This is a genomic window from Nocardia implantans (assembly GCF_035544775.1).
In the GTDB taxonomy this organism is placed as follows: Bacteria; Actinomycetota; Actinomycetes; order Mycobacteriales; family Mycobacteriaceae; genus Nocardia; species Nocardia implantans.
Map to the genome: position 1 here is coordinate 129,414 of NZ_JAYKYQ010000009.1, position 19,748 is coordinate 149,161.

Here is a 19,748-nt window from a genome sequence, read left to right on the forward strand (position 1 = left end):
CGAGCGCCGCGGTCCGCGGGCGGTTAAGGTGCGGCGGTGGACAGAGCGGAATTCTTCGAGCGCGGCGCTTCCATCGCCGATCGTCTGACGACGACGCAAGCGCAGCCGCCGTGGTGGCTGGTGGCGGCGGCCGCGGTGGCGGCGCTCGTGCTGGTGGGTTACACCCCCGTCTGGCGGTTGACCCGCAATATCGTCACCATCGCGCACGAAGGCGGGCACGCCTTGGTCGCCCTGCTGACCGGCCGCAAGCTCAACAGCATCCGGTTGCATTCGGACACTTCGGGGCTCACCGTGTCGAGCGGCAAACCCTACGGCCTCGGAATGATTCTCACCACCATGGCCGGTTACCCGGCGCCGCCGCTGCTCGGTCTCGGATTCGCCGCGCTGCTGGGCGCGAGCCGGATCACGCTGCTGCTCTGGACCGCCATCGTGCTGCTCGCCGCGCTGCTGATCAAGATCAGGAATGTCTACGGCGCCATCACCGTGCTCGGTCTCGGAGCGGTGGTCTTCGTGGTCTCCTGGTTCGGCACCGACACGCTGCAAGCGGGTTTCGCGTATCTGGGCGCCTGGTTCCTGCTGTTCGCCGGGGCGCGTCCGGTCATCGAGCTGCAACGAAGCCGTTCCCGGCAGCAACGCGCCCGCTACCACGAGGTCGACTCCGACGCCGATCAGCTCGCCCGGCTCACCCGCCTGCCCGGCCTGCTGTGGGTCTTCGTGTTCGGCGCGATCGCCGTCGGTTCGCTCGCGGTCGGGGCGTGGCTGCTCGTCTCCGCCATCGCCGAAGTCTGCCTGCCTGGCGCGCCTTCGGGGTCCTGCTTCGCGGCGCGCTGACCGCCGCGCTGCGCCACCCGGTCGGCTCGACTAGGCTTCGATTCCGCCCAGTGCCGACGCCTCACCTGCGGCGGCGGCGCATTCGCCGAGCTCACCCCTTCGGCCGTCCGACGCCGGATCGCGATTCACGACCCCCAGGGAGCCAGCATGGTGAACATTCCCGCGCGCGCACCGAGCACCGCTGCGCGGCGGCTTCTTCCGGCACTGGTCTCGGCCGTCACGGTGCTGCTCGGCACGATCACGCTCGGTCCGACCGCCTACGCCGCACCTTTCGGCACGGCCTGCGGCACACCCTTGACGCGGGCGGAGACAGCCGAGATCGCGCAGCTGTCCGCGGCCGGGCCGCAGGCCGGTACCTCGTTGTGGCAGTTGGAGCAAGCCATCGACCGGCACCGCCGGATCACCGATATCCTCGTCCGCCACCACGATTCACGCGGTGTGTTCGCCCTCGGGCTCGACGCGGTGGAACAAGCGGCCGTCCTGCCGCTGCAGCGCGACCCCGCGTCGTTCGACGACCCGGAATGGGCGCACCGGATCAGTCTCGAGCTGCTGTCGCGGTTCCTGCGCGCGCTGCACGCCGAATTCACCGGCGCACCCGCCGAACCGCAGTGGGCGCACTACTTCGACCTGACCCGCCGCTGCGAGCTGTCCCCCGCGCGCGTGGCGATGGCCGGTTACGACGCGCATTTGACCGTCGATCTGGCCTACTCCGTCGCGGCCATCGGAAGCTCGGCCGCGAACGCGCGGGACTACTTCCGTATCGTCGACTCGATCGCCCAGCAAGGAGCGCTGATCGTAGCCGCGACCAGATCCGTCTACGGCGGTGACCTCGGGCCGCTGTGGCGCTTCTATTTCGTCGGCGAGGGCTTGGACGCGGTGCTCGGGCAAGGCGTGGCGACCGGCCCTCTGCTCCGGCTGGCCGACGCGGGCGCCAATGTCGTCATCTTCGGCAACGGACTGGCCCTGCAGGACCCGGCCGCGGCGCCCGCCGTCACCGCCGAGATCGACGCCCTGTGGCGCGGCCTGGATCTCGGTTTCGAAGTCCTGTCCGGCCTCGGCGGGCTCTGACCGGCGCACCGTCACGCCAGCGCCGCGACGGCGGCACGCACGACGTCCTCGGGCGGTCGGGTCGCGTCGACGGCGCTCCCGCGCTCGTCGGCATCGAGCCGCTCCAGGGTGGCCAGCTGGGAATCCAGCAGGTTCGGTGGCATGAAGTGCCCGCGGCGTGCGGCCAGGCGGCGTTCGAGTTCCTGGCGGGGCGCGTCCAGATGCAGGAAGAAGACGCCGGTTGCGCGGCCGCGCAACCGGTCGCGATACGCCCGTTTCAGGGCGGAACAGGTCACGACGCCTCCGCGACCGGATCGCTCGGCCATCCAGGCGGCCAAGGCGTCGAGCCACGGTGCGCGGTCGGCATCGTCCAGCGGCGTGCCCGCCGCCATCTTCGCGATGTTCGCGGGCGGGTGGAAAGCGTCGCCTTCGGCGTACTCGACCCCCAGCACTTCGGCCAGGCGGGCGCCGACCGTCGTCTTCCCCGATCCCGACACCCCCATCACGACGATCACCGGTAGATCACGCACTCGGACCCTTCTCCCTCCGATGGCGGACTCTCCCGCGCACACGGGCTTGTCATCGGCAACAACCTAGCCGCCGAGCACTTCGTCGGCCCGTGCAGTGACCCTGCGCGCCACCGCCGATACATTTCGAGAACAGCGGGAGGACCTCGCCCTGGAATGCCAGCTCACCCGGCCGGGGCCGGGGCGCGACCGGCTCGCCGCCCTGCTCGACCCGTTGGAGGGCCACCCCGAACTGTTCGACACCTTGCGCGAGCACATCCGCAACGACTTCAACCGCCTGCGCACCTCACGGACGATGTATCCGCACCCGAACACCGTCGACCATCGGCTCGAGCGCATCGGCCGCCTCACCGGCTCGGACACCGCCGTTGCGCACGCGCTCTACCGACTGCGCGCCGCGCTCATCGCACGGACTTACACGCAGTCCGCACCCGCGCCGGACCGCCCCGCGCGGTGAACACGTTTCAGGCGCGCCGCCGCACCGGGTCGGCCCCGTTCCGGCTGCTCCGGCCCCCGGCCGAGCAGCCGAGGCGCGCCACTGACGCGACCGCTAGGGTCATCGACATGGAACTACGCATCTTCACCGAGCCGCAGCAGGGTGCGAGCTACGACACCTTGCTCACCGTCGCCAAGGCCACCGAGGACTTGGGCTTCGACGCGTTCTTCCGCTCCGACCACTACCTGAGCATGGGTGGCGCCGACGGGCTGCCCGGCCCCACCGACGCCTGGATCACCCTCGCCGGTCTGGCGAGGGAGACCGAGCGCATCCGGCTGGGCACCCTGGTCACCGCCGCCACCTTCCGGCTGCCGGGCCCGCTGGCGATCCAGGTGGCGCAGGTGGACCAGATGTCCGGCGGCCGAGTCGAATTCGGCCTCGGCAGCGGCTGGTTCGCCGAGGAGCACGCCGCGTACGGCATCCCGTTCCCCGCCGACAAATTCTCCCGGCTGGAAGAGCAGCTGGCCGTCATCACCGGGCTCTGGGCGACCAAACCCGGCGACACCTTCAGCTACGACGGCAAGCATTACCAGCTCACCGACTCCCCCGCCCTGCCCAAACCGGTGCAGGACCCGATCCCGGTGGTGATCGGCGGGCATGGCGCCACCCGCACCCCGCGGCTGGCCGCCCAGTACGCCAGCGAGTTCAACATGCCGTTCTCCTCCATCGAGGACAGCACCCGGCAGTTCGACCGGGTGCGCGCGGCCGCGGAGGCCTACGGCCGCGCCGCCGGCGACCTGGTGTACTCCAACGCGCTGGTGGCCTGCGTGGGAGCGAACGACGCCGAGGTGGCGCGCCGAGCCGAGGCGATCGGCCGCGAGGTGGACGAGTTGAAGGCCAACGGCCTGGCCGGCTCGCCCGCCGAGGTGGTGGACAAGATCGGCCGGTACGCCGAGATCGGCACCACCCGCATCTACCTGCAGGTGCTGGACCTGACCGATCTCGACCATCTCGAGCTGATCTCCGCGCAGGTGCAGTCGCAGTTGTGAGGTAGCGCTCAGCCCAGCGGACGGTTGGTCGGCACCACGACGAAGCTCGGCGCCGACGGGTCGAGTTCCAGGTGCTGCGGTTTCAGCTCGGTGTTGTTCAGCATCGGCCGGAAGGCCAGCGCCTTCGGCGAGTTGCCCGCGAACACGTCGATCCGCAGCCGGTGGCCCGGTTGCAGCGCCGCCTGGGTGGGAATCACCGCGATGTCCAGCGCCACCGGCTCACCGGGAACGACCGGCTGCACACTGTCGAGGGTGATCGGATTGAACGGTTCGGTCAGGTCGCCGGTCGGTGTGCGGCTGCTCTTCTGCTCGTCGACGGCGCGCAGTGAGGCGGTCAGCTGCCCGGTGGACAGCACCTTCGAACTCCCATCCGGCGCGACGTCGTTCATGGTGACGCTCCAGTAGCCGTCGGTGGCGTCGTGCACCGTGTTCAGGTGCACGTTCACCGGCCCCGAGATCACGGTCGGCTCGGTCATCGGGGCGCTGGTGAAGGCCAGCGCGTTGCGCTCGGCGATGCGCGAGTCCTTCGCGCACACGTCCAGCACCGCGGCCATCCCGGCCGAGCCCTGCGCGGTGTCGCGGGAACATGCCGAGGCGAGGCCGGGCCCCACCGTCAGGGTCCGCCGTTCGGCGGGAGCGCTCATCGTCAACGATCCGTCGTGGACGGCCTTCCCCGCGGTGCCGCTCGGGTCGGCCGACAGATACACACGGCGATGGTTGAGGTCCTTCTGCGGGAACTGGCCGAGGGAGATCCAGCCGCCGCCTTGTTCCCACACGGTGATCGGCCCGAAATCGCCCAAGCCGTGGTCGATGTCCTTCAGCCACTTGTCGAACCACACGCGCTGCAGCACGTCCAACCGCGGCGGCGCACCCGGAACGCCGGTGCCCGCACCGGGATTCGCGTGATAGGTATCGCCGACGACCAGTTGCTTCTGTCCCGCGGGCAGCGGAATCGCGTTGTACAGCTTGGTCGCGCTGTTGGCGAAGATGTCGTGCCAGCCGCCGTAGACGAAGGTGGGCACCGTGATGCGCTCCGGATGCCCCTCGATGCCGCGCCGGAAGTAGCTGTTCTCGTCCAGCGCGTCGGCCAGCGCGGGCGGCACGTGGTCGAGCGAGGGCGTCAGCAACGCCTGGGCCAGCAGATCCACATTGCTGGCCGGATCGGACATCCGTTCCCGCAACCACTCCCAGTCGAAGGTGCCCTTCAACATCGACTGCACGTCGGGAATCAGCTTCAGCTGGTTGACCGTGCTGAGCCACATCGGAAGGAACGTCGTCCCCACGCCGCCGCCGGGTGCGACGACATCGCGCATGAGGTCGCTGCCCGGTTCCACCGGGAAGATCGCCCGCAACGGCGCGGGCGCGTTCTCGGCGGCGCGCAGCTGGTTGATGCCCGAGTACGAGCCGCCGCTCATCCCGACCCGGCCGTTGGACCAGGGCTGCGCCGCCGCCCACTCGATCACCTCGCGGGTGTCGAGCTGTTCCCGCTCGCCGAGGGTGTCCCACGATCCCTGGGAGAAGCCGGTGCCGCGCACGTCGGCGATGACCTGGGTGTATCCGGCGCGGATCAGATCGCGATCCAGCCCGAGCACCGTCTGCACGGTGCCGCCGTCCACCGCGTGCAGCAGATCGCCGAAACCACTGACCGGCGTGCGGGACAGATTCACGCGATTGACCAGCCGCACGGTCAACGGCTGCAAGCCGGGCACCGCGAGCGCCGTGTCGATCAGGGTGGTCATGAGCTTGGTGTAGGGCGTGAGGTTCACGATGGTCGGCAGCGGCTGCCGCTCCACCTCACCCCCGTGTTTCACCGGCCGGTAGATGTTCGCCTTCAGCACGACACCGTCGCTCATGCGGATCGGCACATCCCAGTCGATGTGGATGTCGGCATACGGCTGGGGTCCGTCGTGCAGCGCGGTCCACGCCACGCTGTGGGCGTCGGCCGACGGCTCCGCGGCCGCCGGGACGGCCGCGCATCCCACGGCCGCGGCCACCGCGACCGCGGCCACCGTCCGGATCGCCCTGCTCATCGTTCGTCTCACGCCACGCCGCGCTGCCATCTCGCTCCCTCGACCGGTGTGCGGACCGACCATCGATCACCCGATTGGGCGACAACGTAGCAACCTGCTGGCGAATAACGCGGGACGTGCGGTCGGGCCGGATTGTCGCGGACGAACAGACGGTGAACGCGACGCCGCCACGGACGAGGCGGCTTAGGGTGGAGCACATGACGCCGCTGCAGCGCTACATCGCGGAGGAGATCGCGGCCGATCACGCGGACGGCCTGCTCCCCCGGCGGGAGGCACTGCGCAGGCTGGGGCTGCTCGGGCTCGGCGCAACGGCCGCCGCCGCCCTGCTCGCCGCCTGCGCGAACTCCGATACCCCGATCACCGACTCCACGCCGACGTCGCCATCGACACCACCGGGGTCCGCCGCCGCTCTTCCGACGAGCGCCGTCACTTTCGCCGGTCCCCGTGGCACGCTGCAAGCCGCCTGGGCAGCGGCGCCGCAACCGCGGGGCGGGGTGCTGGTGATCCACGAGAACAAAGGCCTCACCGACCACATCCGTTCGGTGGCAGGTCGTTTCGCGGGGGCGGGGTACTCCGCGCTCGCGGTCGATCTGCTGTCGGCGCGAGGCGGCACCGCGACGTTCACCGATCCCGCCGAGGCGACCGCCGAGCTGAGCCGGATCCCGCAGGACCAACTCGTCGCCGACCTGCGTGCCGGGCTGGACGAACTCGGACGGCGGGTCGAGGGAAAGAAGCTCGGGACCACGGGTTTCTGCTTCGGCGGCGGTTTGACCTGGTTGCTGCTGGCCTCCGGCCCGTCGCCGCTGGCCGCGGCCACACCGTTCTACGGACCGTTCCCGGACAACGGCGATCTGTCGGCTTCGAAAGCGGCGGTGCTCGGCGTCTACGCGGCGGCCGATGCCCGCGTCAACGCCTCGCGGCCCGCCGCGGAAGCGGCACTGGCCCGATCGGGCAACCCGCACCAGATCTTCACCGCGCCCGACGCCGACCACGCCTTCTTCAACGACACCGGTCAGCGGTACAACGCCACGGCCGCCACCGAGGCTTGGCGTCGCGTATTGGACTGGTACGGAATGTATCTCGGCTGATGCGCACCGGGTCGAGACGTTTCCCCGGTGTCCGGAGCCCTTCCATGAGCTCCGACCCCAACCGGGCAGTTCGGCGCGCGCACGCTCGCGAGGGCAGGCTGCCGGCACCGGAACGGCTTCATGCGCGCCGCTCGTGCACGGCGATCGCCGCACTCCTGCTCGCGACGGCGCTGACGGCGTGCGGCGAAGACGCGTCGACCGCGCGCACCAGCACACCCGCGGCGGCGGAAACCACCGCCGCGCCGAGCGATCCCGCCGGTCGACCCGACCTCGATGCCGCCGAGGAAGTCGCCGGCAACCTCGACGTGCCCTGGGGGCTGGCCTTCCTGCCCGACGGCGCGGCACTGGTCGCAGAGCGGGACTCCGGACGGATCCTGCGCGTCGCGCCGGGCGGTGCGCCGCAACAGGTGTACCAGGTGCCGGGCGTCTCCGCCCGCGGCGAGGGCGGACTGCTCGGGCTCGCGGTCGCGCCGGACTACGCCGAAAGTCGTTATGTCTACGCCTATCTCACCGCCGATACGGACAACCGGATCGTCCGGTTCCGGCTCGACGGCCCACCGGAGGTGCTGGTCGACGGGATCGCGAAGGCCGGTAACCACAACGGAGGACGGATCGCGTTCGGCCCGGACGGCATGCTCTACGTCGGGACCGGCGACGCGGGGCAATCCGGACGTTCGCAGGATCCGGCGAGCCCGAACGGGAAGATCCTCCGGCTGACTCCCGAGGGCCGCCCCGCTCCGGGCAATCCGTATCCCGGCTCACCGGTCTACAGCCTCGGCCACCGCAACGTGCAGGGCCTGGCGTGGGACTCCGGCGGCCGATTGTTCGCGGCGGAATTCGGGCAGGACCGGTTCGACGAGATCAATCTGATCGAGCCGGGTCGCAACTACGGCTGGCCCGCTGTCGAGGGTTCGGGCGGGGCCGAGCGCGGCTTCACCGATCCGTCGCTGACCTGGACCACCGCGGAAGCCTCACCCTCTGGCATCGCCATCGCCGGAGACACCTTGTACGTCGCCGCGCTGCGCGGCCGCCGACTGTGGACAGTGCCGCTGGTGAACGGCCGGGTGGGTGCGCCAAGCGCCGCACTGCGCGACCGCTACGGCCGGTTGCGCACCGTGACGGTGGCGCCGGACGGAGCGCTGTGGCTCACGACCTCCAACACCGACGGCCGTGGCGACCCCGCCCGCGGTGACGACCGCGTCCTTCGCTTCCCGGCCCGCTGAGCTTCGCCGTCGGCAGTCCTGATGTGACGAGCACGACCATCATTTTGGTTGTGCACAACTAAATTGCTCACTACATTATTGCTCATGCCCGATCACCTGAGCCTCGACGAGCAGCTCTGCTTCCCGCTCTACGCGGCGTCCCGGGCGATGACCGCGGTCTACCGCCCGAAGCTGGAACGGCTCGGGCTCACCTACCCGCAGTACCTGGTGATGCTCGCGCTCTGGGAACGCGACGAACGCAGCGTCGGCGACGTCTGCCACGCGCTCGACCTGGACTCCGGCACGCTCTCGCCGCTGCTCAAGCGGCTGGAGGCGACGGGCCTGGTCGAGCGGCGGCGCTCGGCGGCCGACGAACGCCGCGTCGATATCCGGCTCACCGACCGCGGGCGCGCGCTGCGTGCCGAGGCGGGCGACATCCCGGCCAGGATGGCCGAGGCCAGCGGCCTGTCCATGGACGACATCGCCACACTGCGCGACATCCTGCACCGACTGACCGATTCGCTGAAGTCCCAGCTGAACGAAGGAGAATGACATGCCGATCCTCTACACCGCCGAGGCCCTGGCCAGTGGCGACGGCCGCAACGGCCGCGCACGCACCACCGACGGCAAGCTCGACCTGAACCTGTCGGCGCCCAAGGAGATGGGCGGGGACGGCGAGGGCACCAATCCCGAGCAGCTGTTCGCGGCCGGCTACGCCGCGTGCTTCCATTCGGCGCTGCGGCTGGTCGGTAAGCAGGCCAAGGCGAACATCGACGACTCCGCGGTCGGCGCCAAGGTGGGGATCGGGCCGAACGACGCGGGCGGCTTCGGCTTGGCGGTTACCCTTGAGGTGTCACTCCCCCACCTGTCCAGGGAGGACGCGCAAGCGCTCGCCGACAAAGCACACCAGGTCTGCCCGTATTCCAACGCGACCCGCGGCAACATCGACGTCCAGGTTCTCATCGCCGACGACTGATCGAGAAGGAGCGGATATGCGTGCCGTAGTCATCGAACGGTTCGGCGAACCGAAGGATGTACTGACCGTCGCCGAACGCCCGGTACCCGAGCCAGGTCCTGGCGAGGTGCGACTGGCGCTGATCCTGTCGCCGATCCACAATCACGATCTGGCCATCGTGCGCGGCGTGTACGGCTACCGGCCCGAGCTGCCCGCCATCCCGGGCAGCGAGGCGGTCGCGCGCGTCGACGCGGTGGGCCCCGGCGTCACCGATATGTCGGTCGGACGGCGGGTGACGGTGTCCGGCGCGATCAACGTGTGGGCCGAGTACTTCGTGGTCCCGGCCCGCCAGGTGGTCCCGTTGCCCGACACGGTCTCCGACGAGACCGCGGCCCAGCTGCTGGCCATGCCGTTGAGCGCGCTGATGCTCATCGAGGACCTCGAGCTGCGCGCCGGCGAATGGCTGGCGATCAATGCCGCCAACGGCGCGGTCGGCAGGCTGGTCAATGTCTTCGCCCGGCAACGCGGTCTGCGCGTGCTGAACCTCGTGCGCGGTCCGAGTTCTGTCGCGGCGCTGCGCGAACTCGGCTACGAACCGGTGCTCGACACCGAGAGCGAGGGCTGGCGCGACCAGGTCGAAGCGGCCACCTCCGGTGCGCCCATCCTCCGGGCCGTCGATCAGGTGGGCGGTCGCGCCGCGGCCGACGAGCTGGCACTGCTCGCGCCGGGCGGTCAACTGATCTCCTTCGGCGCGCTCTCGGGCAAGCCGCTGACGCTGGATACGGGCAACCTGATCTTCGGCCAAGCCGTGGTCAAGGGCTTCTGGGGCGCCAAGCGGATCGAGGAGATCGGCGCCGACCAGCGCGGACGGCTGATCAGCGAACTGATCGATCTCGCCGCCCGCGGTGAGCTGCGGCTCGATGTCGAAGCCGCCTACCCGCTGGACGCCGCGGCGGACGCCGCCGTCGCCACCGAGACGCCGGGGCGCGCCGCCAAGATCGCGCTGCGCGGTCAGCCCGCCTGACCGGCGTCGAGCACGGCCATCGCGGCGTTGTGCCCGGGAATCCCGCTCACGCCGCCGCCCCGGATGGCGCCCGCACCGCACAGGAACACATTGCGGTGACCGGTCGCCACGCCCCACCGGGCGGCTGGGTCGGCCGGGTCGGCGTCGTCCGGGAGGTAAGGGAAGGCCAGATCCCGGTGGAAGATGTGCCCACCGGGCAGGCCGACTTCGCGCTCGAGTTCGACGGGCGTCTTCGCCTCCAGGCACGGCACTCCGTTCTCGTCTCTCGCCAAGCAGTCGGCGATTGGCTCGGCCAGTACCGAATCCAGCTGTACCAGGGTGGCTTTCACGAACTCGGCTTTCGCTGAAGCGTGGTCGGCGGCGAACAGCTTCGCACGAGCGTGCAGTCCGAACAGGGTGAGGGTGTGCGCGCCTCGGGCGGCGAGCTCCGGCGACAGAATCGTCGGATCGGACAAGGTGTGGCAGTAGATTTCGGCGGGTGGCGCGGACGGAATCCGGCCGATCGCGGCCTCGCCGTAGGCCCGGTCGAGTTGGGCGTACGACTCACCGATGTGGAACGTCCCGGCGAACGCTTCGCGAGGATCGGCTTCGGCGTCGCGCAATCGCGGGAGGCGGCTCAGCAGCATATTGATCTTCAACTGCGCGCCTTCCGGCTTCGGCGGCAGAGATTCGCCGAGCAACCCGGCGAGCGTATACGGCGCGACGTTCGCCAAGACGTGTCGCGCCGCGATCTTCCCGTCCTGGTATCCCACTTCCGCTGTGGCGCCGTCGGTTTCGATGCTCGCCACCTCGCGGCCGGTGACGATCTCCGCACCCGCCGCGCGGGCGGCGGCGTCCAGCGCGCCGGTGAGCGCGCCCATGCCGCCGATCGGCACATCCCAGTCTCCGGTCCCGCCGCCGATCACGTGATACAGGAAGCAGCGATTCTGCCGCAGCGACGGATCGTGCGCGTGGGTGAACGTGCCGATCAACGCGTCGGTGAGCACCACGCCGCGCACCGTGTCGTCGGCGAAGGCCGACTCGATCGTCTCGCCCAAGGGGCGCTCGAACAGCGCTTCCCAGGTAGCGGCATCGTCCACGATGTGCCGCAATGCCTCCTTCGACGGGAGCGGCAGGGTCAGCGTCGGAAAGATCCGCCGGGCCAATTGCCCCGTGGTCGCGTGGAAGCGCTGCCATGCCCGGAATTCCCGGTCCGAGCCGGTCAGCCGCGCGAAACTCGCCGCTGTGCGCGCGTGCGCCGACGAGACCAGCAAACCCCCTTCCCGCACCGGCGTGTAGGACGAGACCGCCCGCCGCCGCGTCTGGAACCGCAGGCCCAGATCCGTCACGATCGACCGCGGTAACAGGCTCACCAGATACGAGTACCGCGACAGCCTGGCGTCGACGCCCGCGAACACCCGCTCGGACACCGCGGCCCCGCCGGTGTGCGGCTGGCGCTCGAGCACCAGCACCGCCCGCCCGGCCCGCGCCAGATACGCGGCGGCCACCAAACCGTTGTGCCCGCCACCGACGATCACGACATCATAGAAGGACCGCGTCGGTGTCATCTGTTCTCGATAGCACGAAGCGGCGCCTGGCGACAGCGACGCGCCCGACGACGAGAATTCTTGAAACGCCGCACGGGGTTCGTTCGATGAGACGATCAAGTTGCCGGGGCGGCTGCGGAGGAAGCTGACATGATCGACGGAATGGCCATTGCCACTTATGTATCCGCGGCGCTCAGGGCAACCGGCGGACAGGTCATCGACCGGCCGCTCGATCGAGAACTGACCGCGCTCACCGGCACGGTCACACGCAGGCTCGGACGACGCGCACTCGACGACCTCGACCGGAACCCGCGCAGCATGGCGGCACGCCGCCATCTCGCCGATCAGATCGAACGGGCGGCCGTCGGCGACACGGAATTCGCCCGCGACCTCGCGGCCCTGCAAGCGACGCTCGACCGGATGAACGGGGCGACCGTGATCAACACCGCGACCCACAGCAGCCGGATCGTCACCGGCAGCAGAGGCATCACGGCGGGAGGAAGCATTCACAACACGGTTTACGACATCGCCTCGGACGAAGATCTGTCCCGTGCTCCGATGTGGACCAAAGTGCTGTTGTGGATCGGCTTGGCGTTCATCGGCATCGGCTTCGTGGGCGGGCTGATCGGTATGTCCCAGGGCGCTTCGGTGTCCGAGCAATTCAGCTTGGCGCCATGCTTTCTCATCGGCGGTGTGCTCATGACCTTCGCCGAGCTCGGCGCGAGGACATCGGCACCGAGACGCCGCCGGTAGTTCGCGACTCGGACGCTCCCTGCGGCCGGCGGAACGCCCGTGCGGGGAGTGCGATCGGCAGTAGAGAAGTTCGATGCGGTAATAAATGCGGCAGTTCAGCTGGAGGACCGCTGAGCCAAGCATTCTCACGAATCAGATGGACGCATAGCTGCGGGTATGGATCATCGATATCTGCGGTTTGCGATCGAATTCGACTTCTGGCATGCGGCCCGCTACCGCGTAGACCGACCGGAACCCGGTGAACTGGTTTTCGGGTCGAAATACCTGAAACGACACCGGTGGTTCGTTCGATGAGATGATTATGCTGCCGGGGCGGCTTTGCAGGAGGCTGACATGATCGACGGAATGGTCGTTGCCGCATACGTGGCCGCGGCACTGGGCGCAGCGGGCGGACGGTTCGTCGACCGGTCGCTGGATCAAGGACTGACCGCTCTCACCGGCGCGGTCACACGAAGACTGGGCCGACGCGCACTCGACGACCTCGACCGGAACCCGCGCAGCATGGCAGCACGCCGCCAACTCGCCGACGAGATCGAACGCGCGGCGGCCGCCGACGCCGAATTCGCTCGCGAACTCACCGAACTTCGCGACCGACTCGATCGGATGAACGGCCCGACCGTCATCAACACCGCCACCCACGGCAGCCGGATCGTCACCGGCGGCGACGGCCTGACCGCAGGCGACGATGTCTACAACACCACCTATGATTCCCCGGCGCCGGGCGATCTGTCGGGTGCGCCGCTGTGGAGCAAAGTCCTGCTCTGGATCGGCACGACAATCGGCGTGATCGGCTGGGGAATCGGCGCGATCGCGATCGCCCAGCACACTCCGGGCCACATGAACGATGCCACCAACGGATTCGTGATTTTCATGATCGGCGTAGGTATCGCGCTGGTGGGGCAATACGGCGCGAGCACGTCGACACCTCGACGGCGGCGGTGACGCCGGACATTCGACCGAATAGTCCCGCGAACCGCGGTGCGGCGACCAGGTCGGAATGCGGGGGCAAGACTGCGCGCTCGCTGGACGAGCGAATCGGGGCGCGACACCTCGGTATAGCCCGAAAGTCTCGAGTACACTGACCTGCGAAGGCGCTCGGGTTGCGCCATCGCCGGAACCGGCGATCTCGTCCATCAGCATCCGCAGGGTCACGGAATGTTTCTCGAGCGGAAGGGCGTCCATCGCGCTGCGTGCGGTCCGAATTCCTTCGGCTCGATCACCCGCTCTGACCAGCATCAGACCGCGATGCATCTCCAGATGCGTTGCGAAGCGCGGCAACTCGGCCGGAAGCATGAGCCGGGCAGCAGCTCCCCACATCTGCGGACTGTCCAACTGCTGTTGCAGGACCGCCAGGTCAACGGCCAAGCGCCGCTGGATATCCGCCGCACCGAGCGACATGTAGTCGAGGGTTCCCGTGCCGGATCGGCCACTGCGGCTCTCCCGGTGAGCGGCGATCGAGAGGCCGAGCGTTCCGCCGCCGAACTCGATGTTCTCACCGAGGTTATCGGCACGCTGGTGACCATTACCGGGATGCGGTACGCGACGGGATGACCGAGGCCGCCCGCGCCAATGTGATGGCGAAGGTGATCTATGTCCTGATCACCAGCGCCCGCACCGCCGCAGCGCCCCACGCCGGGCGGCTCTATGCCGCCGCGGTGCTCGACCCGATCATCGAAATACCTCCGCCGCTGACGAGATCACCCCGTTGGATCTGCTGATACCCGCGTTCATCGGCCAGCGCGTCGGCGGTGTCTGAACCGAAGCCATCGCTACGCCGATGATGCGACCGTCGATCTGCGCGCTAGATCTACCTATCCGCGCATGCCCCACGAGCGCCTGTATCTCCAACCGTGACCGAGCGCCGACACGACATCTTGCTAAATACATACGGCCGACCGTATATTTTTCCCATGGAGCACAACGTCTTCACCGAGGAGACCGACCCGTTCTGCCTGGATCAGGCGGATGCCGTGGCAATGCTGGCCGAGGCCCCGTGGGGCAGGTACGCCGTTGTCGGCGACAGTCTTTCGGCGGGAATCGGCGATCCCACCCCGGGCTACCGGGATCAGGGCTGGTCGGATCGGGTTGCCGGTGTCCTGCGATCCGTCCGGCCGGATCTGGATTACCTCAACGTCTCCGAGAACGCAGCGACCACCGCCCAGACGCTCGAGAAGCAGGCGGCCCGCATGGTCGAGTTCTCCCCCGACCTGCTCCACCTGCCCTGCGGGGCCAACGACATCGTGCGGCGCAGGCCGGATTTCGGCGAGATAGAGCGAACGCTTCGGCAGATGTACGACCTGGCGAAGGGGACCGGCGCGCTGCTGACAACTTTCACGCTCGGCAGGGCGTATGTCGTCCCGGTCTTCTCCGACTGGGCGGAGCGGGTGGCCGCGGTGAACGAGATCGTGCGCGGGCTGGCTTCGGAATACGACGCCATCGTGGTGGACATGTGGGACCACCCGGTCAACGACCGCGACAACCTGCTCAGTGCGGATCGCATCCACTTCTCGACCTCGGGTCAGGCCGTCATGGCGGCCGAGGTGGTCAAGAAGCTGGCTGATTCCCTGGGCACCGGCAAATGAAGAGGTCTCTCATCGTGGCGAGTAGTCGGCAAACGGCCAGTCGGCCGGTAGTGGCCGCGGAAGCGGACGCGATTGCGTGGATGACGGTATCCATCCTTTTGACCGCCCTGTTCATGGCGGTCCTCGACTCGTTCATCGTCGTGGTCGCGGGCCCCTCGATCGCGGTGGACCTGCACGCGTCCGACGGCGATGTCCAGTGGGTGCTGGCGGGCTATCAACTGAGTTACGCGGTCTTCATCATCACGGCAACTCGCCTGGCCGACATGTACGGCCGCAAGCGGATCTTCCTTCTCGGGGTGGCTCTGTTCACGCTGTCGTCAGTCGCTTGCGCGCTGTCGCCCAACGCGGGCAGCCTCATCGCGGCGCGTGTCGTCCAGGGCCTGGGAGCCGCACTGATGGTTCCCCAGGTGTTCGCGTACGTCACGGTGCTGGTACCGGCGGCGAAGCGGCACAGCGTATATGGCGTGCTCGGCATCGTCATGGGGATGGCCACCATCGGCGGGCAGGTCATCGGCGGGTTGCTGATCGGCGCCGACCTGTTCGACTCCGGCTGGCGCCTGGTGTTCTGGGCGAACGCGCCGATCGGAATCGCCATGCTCCTGCTCGCCGTGCGATACGTGCCGGAGACAGGCTCGGCCGTCACCCGCAAGCTGGACATGCCCGGGGTGCTGGCGCTCAGCGCGGCACTCTTCCTCCTGGCACTCCCGCTGATCCAAGGGCAGGAGGCAGGCTGGCCGGGGTGGGTCTGGGCGTGCTTCGCGGGCAGCGCGGTCGCGTTCGGCTCGTTCGTCGCGCTCGAGCGACGCCTGGAACAGCGGGGCGGGGATCCGCTGGTACCGCTGACGCTGTTCGGACAGCGCTCGTTCTCGCTCGGTATCGTTCTCGTCCTCGCGCTGTACGCGTTGATCTACTCCTATTACCTGGCCTTGTCGGTGACGATGCAAGAAGGCCTGGATATGTCGGCGCTCGGCGCGGGCCTGGTCTACACGCCGGCAGCCATCGCATTCTTCGTGTTCAGCATGGTGGCGAGCCGGATCATCCCGAGATACGGCCGACGTGTCCTCGAGATCGGGGCGCTCATATTGGCGAGCGGTTATCTGGCGACCGGCCTGCTGCTGGTGTCCGGCCCGCGGATCACCCCGCTGCTCGTGATCCCCACCCTCGTACTGCAAAGCGTCGGCGGCGGACTCGTCATCACACCGGCGCTGAACACGGTGCTGAGTCGCGTGAAGCCGGAGTCCGCCGGTGTGGCGTCGGGAGCTTTGTCCACGGCCCAGCAGTGCGGCGGGGCGCTGGGCGTCGCCGTTATCGGAGCGGTCTACTTCAGCTCGTTCCATCCCACGGAAGTCGGCAGGGTTGCCGCCGCAGGCCACGCCTTCGCCGTCGCATCTTTCGCGACGTTCGTCATCGCTGTCATCGCGGGCATGGTCGTCTTCCTGCTTCCGAAGCAGCCGGCAGGCCAGGCCTGAGTGCGAGGATCACCGACGACTCCCTTACCGAGCTCGACGAACGTCATCGAACACCCGCGACGCGACTCAGGCGCTCGGTAGCTCGGCGGCTTCTCGTTCTGCGCGCGCAGGCTCACGCGCTGGGCGAGCAGCTCCATCAAGTGATGACCCATTCCTCTATCAGAAGTGCGCCTTCACTTGACATGCGATATGCCGTCGGGCGACTTCCCTTCCGCCGCATGTAGGGCTTCAGAGTGCGGATTGGTCCTGATTGCGCAGCAGAGGCCAGCAATCCACCGGAAGATCCTGACCGCAAGCGGCGAGACTTGCTCCGCGATCTCGCGCACACCCGGACGAAACTCTCGCTACTATGTGAACGACAATTCTTCAACAGAGGAGCGCAATGATGCGTACGCCCCTTCGCCTCGCCGCCGCCTCGGTCGCGGCGGCGGCTCTCGTCGCCACCGCAGCCGGTGCGACCGCCGAACCGACCAGCTCCACCCCGGCGACCGCGGTCGCAGCCGGAACCGGCTCGTCCGCGGTGGATTCCGGCGCGGCGGCGGCGCAATCGGCCGTGTACTTCCTCCAGCGCGGTGACGTCATCGGGATTCTCGTACTCCTGGTCACCGCGCCCTTGCAGATATTCACCGGCGCCGTCTGCGATCTGGCCACCGGGTCGGCACTTCCCAGTCCGTGCGCCACACCGAGGTGAATACCCAGAGACGCATCCGCTCCGGCGCACCGGGACAGGCCCGCACAGTCGGAATTCGTCCGCCGATAGCGTGCGCATGGCCACCGACGGCGGGCGCCGCATAGCCGCGGCCCCGGTGGTCGCGCAGTTCACGCGCGACCACCGACCCAGCGTGGCGGGGCGGCCGCGCTCGGCTGCTGGTCCGCGAGAGAGCGCATGGCAAGACCCCGCCCGGCGATGCGGCCGGACGGGGTCGCGCATTCCCCGTCCGAAGATACATCGGGTTCCTCGCCTAGGCATCGGCCCGAGCACCGCACAGACCGAGGGGCGAGGCACTAGCCGAAATACCGGTGGAACCATGCCGTCAGGTCGGCTTCGGTCTTCGGACCCGGTTCCGGATGATCGGCGCGCAATGTGCAGAAATGACCGATGATCGCGAACTTCTGGTGGATCAGCATCAGGCAGCTCGGCCCGAGCGCCGGGTCGGTGTTCGGATAGCAGAAGTAGCGGCCGAGCACGTTGCCGTTCTGTCGCCAGACATCGTCGCCTTGGTCGCCGCGACCACAGACATGGCCGGAGAACTGCCCTCGATCCGCCTCGTACAGGTACGTCGCGGACTCCTGGCTCGCGAAGCCGTAGAACTCCGCGGACGGAAACCCGGCCTTCGTGCCGCAGGCCAGCGCCGCGGCCACCGGACCGGGCGGCGGGTCGGCGTGGCGGCAATTGGCAGCACCGAAATCACCGGCCAGATGGTTCAGCACGGCGCGATCGGCCGGCGTGAAATAGTCCGGATCCCGGGCGAGGTCGGCGGTGCGGAACCCGAGGCGGTTGCGCACGGCGGCATAGTCGCGGTAAGGCTGCTCGTCGGAATTCCAGATGTACACCGCGGCGGCCGGTATCCGCTCGTCGGTGAGCAGCAACGCGGGCCGCGGCGCGGCGGGATCGTCCATCTTGCTCTCGAAGCACGCCTTGCGGCCGACTTCCACGCCGTCGCGCAGCATCGGCCCGTCCGACCCCGGCGGGTCTCCCGGACAGCTGTGTCCTTGCAGGCCGGCCAGCAACGACTGCGTGTAGCCGCGCATCTGGTCGGGGGTGCGGAAGCGCAGGAACCGAGCCACCGGATCGCTCGCCGCCGGATTCGCCGCGCAGAAGACGACGGCGACGCTGGGTGCGTCGGGGTTCTCGTGCACGCAGTTCGCGCGTTTGTAACCAGAGGGGCCGACCAGCGACAGCAACTCGATGTCCTGGCCGTTGGGCGCGCTCGCGTCCGGCACGGCGGTGCCGGTGGTCGGCCGGATCAGCTCCCAGCCCAGGAAGCCGATCGCGGCGGCGAGCAGGACGACGCACAGCAGGGCGAGCATGCGCAGCAGCCGACGGCGGTGTGGCCGCCCCGAGCGGTGCAGTCCCGGCGCCGTCGGCCCGTCTTCGCGGCTATCCGCACCGGCCGAAGCCTCTACGGCCGGGGGCGGCTCCGACGGCCCCGTGGCCCGGCCCGCCACCACCGCCGCCTGCGCGGCCGCGCCGAGTTCGCCCGCGGTGCCGTAGCGCGCCTGCGGATCTTTGGCCATGCCGCGCGCGACGACGTCGTCCAGCCGGGCGGGCAGTCCGGGGCGGTGCGCGTGCGGCTGCGGCGGCGGCTCGAACAGGTGCGCGGAGATGATCTGCGCTTCGGTGTCCCGGGGGTAGGGCCGCGAACCGGTCAGGCATTCGTACAGCACACAGGTCAAGGCGTAGATGTCGGCGGCGGGGGTGACCGTGCGGGAATGGAACCGCTCCGGCGCCATGTAGTGGAACGACCCGATCGCCGAGCCGGTTCCGGTGAGACTGTCCCCGGTGGCCGATTGCGCGATACCGAAGTCCACCAGATAGGCGAAGCCGTCGGGGGTGAGCAGGATGTTGTCCGGCTTGATGTCGCGGTGCACCAGGCCGTCGGCGTGCGCGGCGTCCAGCGCAGCGGCGACCTGCCGCACGACCGCGACCGCCCGTTCCGGCTCCAGCGGCCCCTGCGCCTTCAGCAACGCGCGCAAGCTGTCGCCGCGGACCAAACGCATATCGATGTAGAGCCTGCCGTCGATCTCGCCGTAGTCGTGGATCGGGATGATGTGCGGCTCCTGCAGCCGCGCCGCGACTTGCGATTCGCGCCGGAACCGTTCCCGGAACACCGGGTCGTCGTGCAACCGCTCGGGCAGCACCTTCAGCGCGATGACGCGGTCCTTGACGGTGTCGTAGGCCTCGAACACTTCCCCCATGCCGCCACGACCGATCAGGCGATCCAGGCGATACGGCCCGAATCGCGACCCCACCTCGAGCATCTGACGTCGCGTCGTCATCTCGTCCTCCGTGACGGGGACCCGGAGGGTGTCCGGCGCGGACCGAGCCGAACGCCTTCCCGGGGCCGTGACCCGGGTTCCTGCGCTCAACTGTAGAGCGCGGCGACCCCGCCCGGCAGACGTATCCCGGTCGGCCGCCGATTCGCTCCGGCCGACTCGCCGGTGCCGGTTCGAAACCGCCCCGCTGCTCGCGACGGTCGAGGCCGAGACGACTCGGTGGGTCGCGACC

The 19,748-nt window shown here is 69.0% G+C and carries 20 protein-coding genes; 16 read left to right on the top strand and 4 right to left on the bottom strand.

Annotated features, from left to right (window positions below):
* Positions 1-36 precede the first annotated feature (36 nt).
* Both U3653_RS21650 and U3653_RS21655 read left to right on the top strand, forming a co-directional pair.
* Positions 37-831: a M50 family metallopeptidase gene (locus U3653_RS21650; protein ID WP_195081663.1), complete on the top strand. Its 795-nt coding sequence runs from the start codon at positions 37-39 to the stop codon at positions 829-831.
* A 147-nt stretch (positions 832-978) separates the two neighbouring features.
* A complete protein-coding gene (locus U3653_RS21655; RefSeq protein ID WP_195081662.1) occupies positions 979-1,899 on the top strand; it encodes a DUF5995 family protein in 921 nt (306 codons plus the stop codon).
* 11 nt (positions 1,900-1,910) lie between these two features.
* On the opposite strand, the gene U3653_RS21660 is transcribed toward U3653_RS21655, so the two are convergent.
* The gene (locus U3653_RS21660) at positions 1,911-2,381 is read right to left on the bottom strand and encodes a gluconokinase (RefSeq protein ID WP_195081797.1); all 471 of its coding nucleotides are present in this window, start codon (positions 2,379-2,381) and stop codon (positions 1,911-1,913) included.
* A 121-nt stretch (positions 2,382-2,502) separates the two neighbouring features.
* Here U3653_RS21660 and U3653_RS21665 point away from each other — a divergent pair, with 121 nt between their 5' ends.
* A complete protein-coding gene (locus U3653_RS21665) occupies positions 2,503-2,862 on the top strand; it encodes a helix-turn-helix domain-containing protein (RefSeq protein WP_195081661.1) in 360 nt (119 codons plus the stop codon).
* 107 nt (positions 2,863-2,969) lie between these two features.
* Positions 2,970-3,890 (top strand): LLM class F420-dependent oxidoreductase, encoded by a 921-nt coding sequence (locus U3653_RS21670; RefSeq protein ID WP_195081660.1) that lies wholly within the window; start codon positions 2,970-2,972, stop codon positions 3,888-3,890.
* A gap of 8 nt (positions 3,891-3,898) precedes the next feature.
* Here U3653_RS21670 and U3653_RS21675 read toward each other — a convergent pair whose 3' ends face one another.
* Entirely contained in the window at positions 3,899-5,920 is a 2,022-nt protein-coding gene (locus tag U3653_RS21675) for a CocE/NonD family hydrolase (protein ID WP_195081659.1), read from the bottom strand.
* 197 nt (positions 5,921-6,117) lie between these two features.
* Between U3653_RS21675 and U3653_RS21680 the strand changes: the two genes are divergently transcribed.
* From U3653_RS21680 to U3653_RS21700, 5 genes are all read left to right on the top strand, one after another.
* On the top strand, positions 6,118-7,008 hold the full coding sequence (locus tag U3653_RS21680) for a dienelactone hydrolase family protein (protein WP_195081658.1): 891 nt from the start codon (positions 6,118-6,120) through the stop codon (positions 7,006-7,008).
* A gap of 44 nt (positions 7,009-7,052) precedes the next feature.
* Entirely contained in the window at positions 7,053-8,231 is a 1,179-nt protein-coding gene (locus U3653_RS21685; RefSeq protein ID WP_195081657.1) for a PQQ-dependent sugar dehydrogenase, read from the top strand.
* An 84-nt stretch (positions 8,232-8,315) separates the two neighbouring features.
* Positions 8,316-8,762, top strand: coding sequence for a MarR family winged helix-turn-helix transcriptional regulator (locus tag U3653_RS21690; RefSeq protein ID WP_195081656.1), 447 nt, complete (start codon positions 8,316-8,318; stop codon positions 8,760-8,762).
* Between the two features lies 1 nt (position 8,763).
* Complete coding sequence (locus tag U3653_RS21695; protein ID WP_195081655.1) at positions 8,764-9,186, top strand: organic hydroperoxide resistance protein; 423 nt, start codon at positions 8,764-8,766, stop codon at positions 9,184-9,186.
* A 16-nt stretch (positions 9,187-9,202) separates the two neighbouring features.
* On the top strand, positions 9,203-10,189 hold the full coding sequence (locus tag U3653_RS21700; RefSeq protein WP_195081654.1) for a zinc-binding dehydrogenase: 987 nt from the start codon (positions 9,203-9,205) through the stop codon (positions 10,187-10,189).
* Here U3653_RS21700 and U3653_RS21705 read toward each other — a convergent pair.
* Entirely contained in the window at positions 10,177-11,736 is a 1,560-nt protein-coding gene (locus U3653_RS21705; RefSeq protein WP_195081796.1) for a phytoene desaturase family protein, read from the bottom strand. The two genes, U3653_RS21700 and U3653_RS21705, sit on opposite strands and share 13 nt — an antisense overlap.
* Before the next feature lie 399 nt (positions 11,737-12,135).
* On the opposite strand from U3653_RS21705, the gene U3653_RS21710 reads away from it, so the two are divergent.
* The 7 genes from U3653_RS21710 to U3653_RS21740 all read left to right on the top strand — a co-directional run bounded on the left by U3653_RS21710 (position 12,136) and on the right by U3653_RS21740 (position 17,210).
* The gene (locus U3653_RS21710) at positions 12,136-12,468 is read left to right on the top strand and encodes a hypothetical protein (RefSeq protein ID WP_195081653.1); all 333 of its coding nucleotides are present in this window, start codon (positions 12,136-12,138) and stop codon (positions 12,466-12,468) included.
* A gap of 333 nt (positions 12,469-12,801) precedes the next feature.
* On the top strand, positions 12,802-13,410 hold the full coding sequence (locus U3653_RS21715) for a hypothetical protein (protein ID WP_195081652.1): 609 nt from the start codon (positions 12,802-12,804) through the stop codon (positions 13,408-13,410).
* Positions 13,411-13,623: 213 nt separating this feature from the next.
* Positions 13,624-14,019, top strand: a complete 396-nt coding sequence (locus U3653_RS21720) for a hypothetical protein (protein WP_195081651.1) — start codon at positions 13,624-13,626, stop codon at positions 14,017-14,019.
* On the top strand, positions 14,016-14,186 hold the full coding sequence (locus U3653_RS21725) for a hypothetical protein (protein ID WP_195081650.1): 171 nt from the start codon (positions 14,016-14,018) through the stop codon (positions 14,184-14,186). Before U3653_RS21720 ends, U3653_RS21725 begins: the two co-directional genes overlap by 4 nt.
* 192 nt (positions 14,187-14,378) lie before the next feature.
* A complete protein-coding gene (locus U3653_RS21730; RefSeq protein ID WP_195081649.1) occupies positions 14,379-15,050 on the top strand; it encodes an SGNH/GDSL hydrolase family protein in 672 nt (223 codons plus the stop codon).
* An 80-nt stretch (positions 15,051-15,130) separates the two neighbouring features.
* Positions 15,131-16,519: an MFS transporter gene (locus tag U3653_RS21735; protein ID WP_323124314.1), complete on the top strand. Its 1,389-nt coding sequence runs from the start codon at positions 15,131-15,133 to the stop codon at positions 16,517-16,519.
* Between the two features lie 385 nt (positions 16,520-16,904).
* A complete protein-coding gene (locus U3653_RS21740; RefSeq protein WP_195081647.1) occupies positions 16,905-17,210 on the top strand; it encodes a hypothetical protein in 306 nt (101 codons plus the stop codon).
* A 314-nt stretch (positions 17,211-17,524) separates the two neighbouring features.
* Here U3653_RS21740 and U3653_RS21745 read toward each other — a convergent pair whose 3' ends face one another.
* Entirely contained in the window at positions 17,525-19,519 is a 1,995-nt protein-coding gene (locus tag U3653_RS21745) for a serine/threonine-protein kinase (RefSeq protein ID WP_195081646.1), read from the bottom strand.
* Between the last annotated feature and the right edge of the window lie 229 nt (positions 19,520-19,748).